Here is a 6,674-nt window from a genome sequence, read left to right on the forward strand (position 1 = left end):
CCGCCCGCGCGAACGTGACATCAGGCGTGGAGCTTGCCGATCGACGTGGTCGGGACGGCGATCCATCCCTCGGCCCGGGCGAGGACGGCCTGGTCCGGGGTGGGGACGGTGACCAGGTGAAGGGCGGCCGCCCTGGCGGTCAGGGCGGCGACCACGGCATCGGTGGCGTCGTCCGACCTGCGGCAGAGATCTTCGTACGGGCCGAGGTCCAGCCAGGGGGCCGCCGTTTGCAGGGCGTCGACGAGGAGGGTGAGGTTGGGGAGGTTCGCGCTGCGTTTGTAGCTCTTCCAGGAGAGTCCCCACTGTTTGAGGGAGGCTGCGGGATAGACCTCGACGATGGCTCCTTGGCCGGTTCTGTCGACGTTCTGGCCCCGGCGGGCGAGTTCCGCCATGAGGCCCGCGCAGCGCATGGCGACGTGGGCGATCCGGTCCGCCGCGACGCTCAGCGGCTGGCGGCCGGTCAGCTCGTGGACGATCAGGTCGGTGCGGCGGTAGGCGAGGTCCCTCCGCCAGACCCGTCCCATGGTGCTCAGCGGCACATCCAGCCGGTTCTCCCGGTGCTTTGCTACGAACTCCAGGAACGTCTCCGGCCACCCCAGCGGACAATCAATTCCGGATTTATCAGCATCCGTGATGGCTTCGACGATCAGCTGATCGTCCGCCTGCGTCTCGATCCGGGTCACCCGGGCGCCCTCCGGCGACCAGGAAATCCACGCCACCGCCGTCCGTACGGCCTCCGCCGCCAGATCCACTCCACACGTGATCACTAAAGGTGTGCAATCTTTTCCGGATTTGCCATGAGATAGATGGTCTCCACCCTGCCATCGGCCACCACCAGCGACAGTACGGAGACCGCGTTCCCGTCGGCGCTGACCACCAACGCGGGTGCTCCGTTCATCTCCCGGACCGCCAGCTCGAACGAGGTTCCCCTCGCCAGCCCGGCGCTGCGCAGGAAATGATCGATCCCCTCATCGGACGAGACCGCCAGCAGGAACCGCGCCACCTTCTCCGGCCCCGCGATGACCCGCCGAGGCGCCCTGATCCGCCCGCCGCTGTCGGTCACCAGCGTGACATCCTTTGCCAGCAGCTCCATCAGCCCCTTCAGATCCCCGCCAGCACAGGCTCCGATGAACCGCTCCGTCACGGCCCGCCGCTCCACCGGATCCACATCGAACCTCGGCCGCCGTTCCTGCACATGACCCCGGGCCCGCCGCGCCAACTGCCGCACCGCAGGCTCCGCCCGCCCGATCGCCTCCCCGATCTCCGCGTGCGAGAACCCGAACACCTCCCGCAGCACGAACACCGCCCGCTCCAACGGCGACAACGTCTCCAACACCACCAACATGGCCAACTCGACACTGTCCGCCAACTCGGCCCGCTCCACCCCACCCCCCTCGGTACTGACCGGCTCCGGCAACCACGGCCCCACGTACGTCTCCCGCCGCGCCTTCAACCGCCGCAACCGATCAATCGCCAGATTCGTGGTCACCCGAACCAGAAACGCCCGGACGTTCTCCACCACCCCCGCATCCACCTCGGCCCACCGCAACCAGGCCTCCTGCACCACATCCTCGGCCTCGACGACACTCCCCAGAATCCGGTAGGCCACCCCCACCAGAATCTCCCGATGCTCCGCGAACGTCTCCTCACCCATAGACCTCCAGACGTACCACCCCCCGCCCGACGTGACACGCGCTCGGTTACCCCTCCACGCCCCACTTCCGATACACTCACACACGTCGCAAGGGGCTATAGCGCAGCTGGTAGCGCACCTCCATGGCATGGAGGGGGTCTGGGGTTCGAGTCCCCATAGCTCCACCCAAGGGTTGTTACTCGAACACCGCCCATCCAGGGCGGTGGCGAGGAGCATCGTTGCACCATGAGCGGCGCTGTCGGTGACAGCGCCGCTTTCGTGTTGTACGCCCCTGGAGACGTGCAGGAAGGGCGCGATGGGGGCGGTAGGCGCATCGGATAGGACACCGGGCACGTCGTCTGCGACGTCGATGTACAGGACGTGGAAGAACGCCTGATTGAGTGCGCGTCGGCTGTGCTCGCCGGCCGCTTGGTAGAGCTTGCCCGGTTGGCTGAGCAGATCCAGGACGGTCGTGATCGCGGCGCGGCCCGTGTCGAGATCAGGGCGGTCGGCCTTCTCAAGTTGTGCTTGCAGGCGTGTGCGCTTGTCGCGGATGTCGCGCATTCTTTTGGCTATCTTCTCCCGTGGCCAGTCGGGGTCTCCCACCAGGTCGAGGAACCGGTCTTCGTGCTTGTCGAGTTCGGTCAGTTGTTGGGAGACCCGTTCGCGTAGCGCTTGAGCGGTCGCGTTGTCGGTCTGGAGGGCGGTGTCCATTCCCGCCGTGACTCGGTCGCGAAGATCCTGCGGTATCGAGATGGTGGCGTAATGCGCTTCGATGGCTTTTTCCACGTCTGCGACAGGGATGTACGGTAGGTCGCATTCGTGTGTTTGGCGGCCACGGCAAATAAAATAGAAGTACTGTTGTCCGGTTTTACTCTTTCCGGGCATGAGGATGATGCGGTGCTTGGACCTATGGCATCGCATGCTGCCTTTGAGATAGTGATGGTGGACCCTCGCTCGGGTTCCCGCGCCGCGTAGCTCGAACAGAACATCCTGTACACGGTCGAAGAGGTCGGGGCTGATGATGGGCTTGTGTCGCCCCTTGTATTCGACCCCTTTGTGAGTCACGTATCCGAGGTAATAGCGGTCGCGTAGCATCTTGCCGATTTTGTTGATGGACACTCGTGCGCCTGCCGGGTGGTTCTTGTCCGGTCTGGCGCGTAGTCCCGCGTCGAATAGCGCGTCGGCGAGATCCTCGTATCCATAGTCGCCGGTGGCGTACAACTCGAATGCCATTTGGACGAAGGGTGCGCGTACCGGGTCGATGGCGACGGTACGGACTTCTCTTCCCTCGTAACGGTCACGGACGTTGAGATAGCCGATGGGGGCGCGCCCGATGCTTCCCCCACGGATGACCTTCTGTTCCATCTTGTAAGCGATGTCGGCTCCGGACGCCCGCGACTGGTATTCGTTGATGCCGTCGATGATGTGGCTGACGAGATCACCGACTGGGGTGTCTTCGGTGTAGTCCATGATCGAAATCAGCTGGACACCTAACGTGCGAAGGTCGTGCTTGATGAGTGCGGCATCCGTTGAGTTGCGGAACATACGCGCCCGGTTGTAGACGATGATGTAGTCAACGTCTTTTTCCGCCTTGATCCTGGCCATCATCTTCTGGAATTCGCGACGGCCTTCGATCGTGGTAGCCGAGCGTCCGGGTTCGACGTACTCGGCGACGATTTCGGCCCCGAGTTCGGCGACGCGTAGCTGACATGCGGCCCGTTGCGCTGGCAGTGATATGCCTTCGGGGTCGTAGTCGGTGTTGACCTGAGCGCGAGTAGACACGCGCAGGTAGGTGACAGCCCGTTTGGTCCCTGTGGAAGACCCTGATGGAATCGTCATGATGCGTCCCCCTTCCGTGCGTGCCTGCTGATGATGGCGTTTATCTGGTTGATGGCGTTGTCGGGTAGTCCGTATTCGGAGCGGAGAAAGGTTTCCAGGTCTGCCCTGGTCTCCAGGGCATCCGCCCCCGCGAGGCGGAACACATCAATAGGGGGGAGGTTCAGCGCGCGGGCAATCCGGAATAGATTCTCGGCGGACGGGCCGATTACTGCGTCTTTGAGAATACGGTTCACCACCGACATGGGTATTCCGGTTGCCCGTGCGAGCTGACGGAGACTGTAGTTCTGGCTCATGCGCGCAGCGTCGAGGTATTCACCGAGCGTGGGCGGTGACGGCGGTTGCTGGTCCATCTTGGCTGCCTTCGTGCGGGTCTTCCACGCTACGCCGTCTGTTCCGATTCGGGAACACTCCGGCCGGTACTGGTCGATGTCCTCGGACGTTCCAGATGTTCCCGAGCGATCATCACTAGGGCGTCGATCAACCGCGCCGAACTGACATGCTGGCGGGATTTGGCGTGGATCACTACACGCGCTGGCAAGCAGGCATCACCTCCTCTCGCTACGTTGCGTGATCGTGCATCGTGCACGTGCACGGACGAGCGCGCCGCCTATGTGTGCAGACGCGCGCGGAACGTGCACGTGCACAACGTGGGTTTTGGTTACGTAATGTGGTGGGCGCGCCAGCGTCCACGGGACATCTGAACGGCGCGGCCGTCTCGCGTGAGCTCTCCGAGCCGGTAGTAGATCCACCGTCGTCCCATTCCGGTCACAGTGATCAACTCGGCGACGCTCGCCCCGTCCGGGGGTGCCTGACACAGGGCATCCCACAGCGCCGTGTCGGCATCCCCGGTCTTGTCTCCGCTCGCGTCCGGGCCGTCTGAGTCGTCTGGGCCGTCCGGCTCGTCCTCGGGGTGTGGGTCGGGCGTGCGGGCCGTGCCGAGCGCGGTCCGCGAGATCTCATCCAGGCGGGGGCGATAGGGGCCGTAGTGGGTGGCGGTGCGCTGCACCGTGGCGTCGGTGAGCAGCGCGCCCCGGGCGCGCCGGGGGATGTCATGCCCGGGAGCGCTGACCAGGAACTTTCCCGGCTGGTCAAGGGTGTGCGCGTGCCAGCCTGCGGCCAGCATGCCTTGACCCAAGATCAGGTCCACATCACGGCGTTCCCGCACGCGGAAGGACACCCGGATGTCCATCTGCGAGCGGACCGCCCCGTGTCCCATCGCGCGCTGGCTCGGCCGTTGGGTCGCTGCGATCAGGGTCACGGCGACGGCACGGCCGCGCCGTGCGAGGGAATCGGCTTGTCCGAGCGCTTCGGGGGACTCTTCTGCCAGTTCGGCGTACTCGTCGATGACGATCACCAGGGCGGGGAACTCCGGTGAGGGTTCCCAGACCCGCTTGCCGCGTGAGGCCAGCCAGTCGGCACGGGCTTCCAGGATCGCCGCCGCATCGGCCAGCAGCGCGTCAGCCTCGCCCGGGGTGGTGGCCAGCCGATCCAGGCAGGACGCCCATGGCCCCAGCTCCATCCCGCGTTTGAGGTCCACGCCCCAGACGACGGTGTCGGGGCAGGCCGCGAGGTTGCCCATGATGACGTTGACCCCACCGCTCTTGCCGGATCCGGCGATTCCGGCCAGCAGCGCGTGACGGCGCAGGAAGGACACCCGTACCGGGGTGCCGTCCTCGAACACCCCCAGCTCAAGCGGTTCCGTCATGCTGGCGATGGACGGTCCCCGCCATGGAATAGCGTCGGCGTGCGGGTCGGTGGCGATCACTCTCAGCTCAGCGCGGTTGGCCTTTGCCGCGATGGGCAGGATGCGGACCGCACCGCGTCGCGTCCCCAGCGCCGATTCCAGGGCGGGGAGCTTGGCGATGACATCCTCTGGGGTCTGCCCGCGTGCCAGCGCCAGGCGGGCGCGCCACCCCCAGGCGTCCACGACAGCCGATTGCACCCGTGATCCGGTCAGGCCGACCGCGCGGGAGATCTCCGGCCACGCGGCGAGGGTGCGTTCCACCCGGACGCGGGCGCGTCGTCGGCGGTGCGCCCACCACGGCACGGCTCCCAGCAGGCCGCACACCGCCAGCAGCACGGGCAGCGGCTCGGCCAGCGGGCCGCGTACGGTCGCCACCGCCAGCCACAGCCCCGTGAGCAGCAGCATGACGGCCGCGTAGACGCGTTCGGGCATGCTGGCGAGTCCGGCTCGGCTCCCCAACAGGAGGACCGCCACCGTGGCAGCGGTCGTGACGACGAGCACGTGCGGCCACCAGCGCGGGTCATGGCGGTGCAGGACCCAGTCGGCGACGACCACCAGGGCGGTCGTGGTGATCGGGGCAAGCTCGCTGCGGTAGCGCCACCCCGCACGGGCAAGGAACTCCACGACCAGGGACACAAGGTCGCGGTCCAGGTCATCGAGCAGGATCATCGGCTCGACCCCGTAGCGTCGGCGCGCTCGGCGTATCTGACGCCGGGACAGGCGACGGCCTGTCATCGGCCCTCGGTGATGTCGGGGACAGTGGCGGTGGCGGCCTGAGCGGTCAGTTCGTCGCGCAGGTACCACAGGGGGTCGCTCTCGCCGTCGTCGGCACCGGCGAGGGTGGCGTGTGCTGCGGCGCGCAGGTTGGCCAGCGTCAAACGGGTCTGGCCGATCTCGGTGCGCAGGGCGGTGACCTCGGCCGTCAACGGGCCGACATCGGCCAGGCTAGCGGTGATGATCGCCCACACGGTCTCGGGGCCAGGGGTCACCGAGCGGTATCCCGCTACGGCACCTTCGGCCTGGATCATGCGACGGTGGACCTCATAGAGATCGATGGGGGAAACGGGCTGGTGGGAGGGGTTGGGCATCGCGTTTGGCATAGGGCATCTCCTCCTTGCGTCGATGTGGGCTCGTGGCGGTCTCCTTGGGTGTGCGTGGAATGCCAGCTGTGGTTGTTGAGGTGCGCTGATGCGACTGTGGGGCCGTGTCGGTGCATGGTCAGGGGGACCCGGCAAGCCAGTTCAGCAGCGAGGCCAGAGCCTGGCTGATGTGCGGTCCGGCGTCGGTGCTGGCGATCAGGAACCCGCACAACAGGCACAGGATCGCTTGTGTCCGTGGCCGTGCAAAAGTAGCCGCAGGTGGCCAGATCGAGGTCACCACTGATGGCCAGTTTTAAGTCCCCACGTCTCGTGCGCTTGCCGGTGTGTCGTGGGAAGGGGCGTGCCCCTGAACGGT

Annotated in this window: 6 protein-coding genes, 1 tRNA gene and 1 pseudogene; 2 read left to right on the forward strand and 6 right to left on the reverse strand. The window is 66.2% G+C overall.

Annotation, left to right across the window (positions count from 1 at the left end; translation table 11 throughout):
• Positions 1–20 precede the first annotated feature (20 nt).
• Together KIP79_RS39285 and sigJ are read right to left on the reverse strand one after the other, a co-directional pair.
• The gene (locus KIP79_RS39285) at positions 21–767 is read right to left on the reverse strand and encodes a DUF429 domain-containing protein (RefSeq protein ID WP_214110098.1); all 747 of its coding nucleotides are present in this window, start codon (positions 765–767) and stop codon (positions 21–23) included.
• Positions 767–1,654: an RNA polymerase sigma factor SigJ gene (gene sigJ / locus KIP79_RS39290; RefSeq protein ID WP_214110099.1), complete on the reverse strand. Its 888-nt coding sequence runs from the start codon at positions 1,652–1,654 to the stop codon at positions 767–769. Before sigJ ends, KIP79_RS39285 begins: the two co-directional genes overlap by 1 nt.
• A 91-nt stretch (positions 1,655–1,745) precedes the next feature.
• Here sigJ and KIP79_RS39295 point away from each other — a divergent pair.
• Positions 1,746–1,818: transfer RNA gene (locus KIP79_RS39295), tRNA-Ala, on the forward strand.
• A 196-nt stretch (positions 1,819–2,014) separates the two neighbouring features.
• Positions 2,015–2,305: a hypothetical protein gene (locus KIP79_RS39300; RefSeq protein ID WP_214110100.1), complete on the forward strand. Its 291-nt coding sequence runs from the start codon at positions 2,015–2,017 to the stop codon at positions 2,303–2,305.
• Positions 2,306–2,632: 327 nt separating this feature from the next.
• Here KIP79_RS39300 and KIP79_RS50280 read toward each other — a convergent pair.
• From KIP79_RS50280 to KIP79_RS39325, 4 genes and pseudogenes are all read right to left on the reverse strand, one after another.
• Positions 2,633–3,475, reverse strand: a pseudogene (locus KIP79_RS50280) (recombinase family protein); the annotation flags it as partial.
• Entirely contained in the window at positions 3,472–3,825 is a 354-nt protein-coding gene (locus KIP79_RS39315) for a helix-turn-helix domain-containing protein (RefSeq protein WP_214110101.1), read from the reverse strand. The pseudogene KIP79_RS50280 and the gene KIP79_RS39315, both read right to left, overlap by 4 nt.
• A gap of 308 nt (positions 3,826–4,133) precedes the next feature.
• A complete protein-coding gene (locus KIP79_RS39320; RefSeq protein ID WP_250214576.1) occupies positions 4,134–5,888 on the reverse strand; it encodes a P-loop NTPase family protein in 1,755 nt (584 codons plus the stop codon).
• 62 nt (positions 5,889–5,950) lie between these two features.
• Positions 5,951–6,319, reverse strand: a complete 369-nt coding sequence (locus KIP79_RS39325; protein WP_214110103.1) for a hypothetical protein — start codon at positions 6,317–6,319, stop codon at positions 5,951–5,953.
• Positions 6,320–6,674: the final 355 nt, after the last annotated feature.

The organism is Acrocarpospora catenulata (assembly GCF_018476525.1).
Taxonomy (GTDB): domain Bacteria; phylum Actinomycetota; class Actinomycetes; order Streptosporangiales; family Streptosporangiaceae; genus Acrocarpospora; species Acrocarpospora catenulata.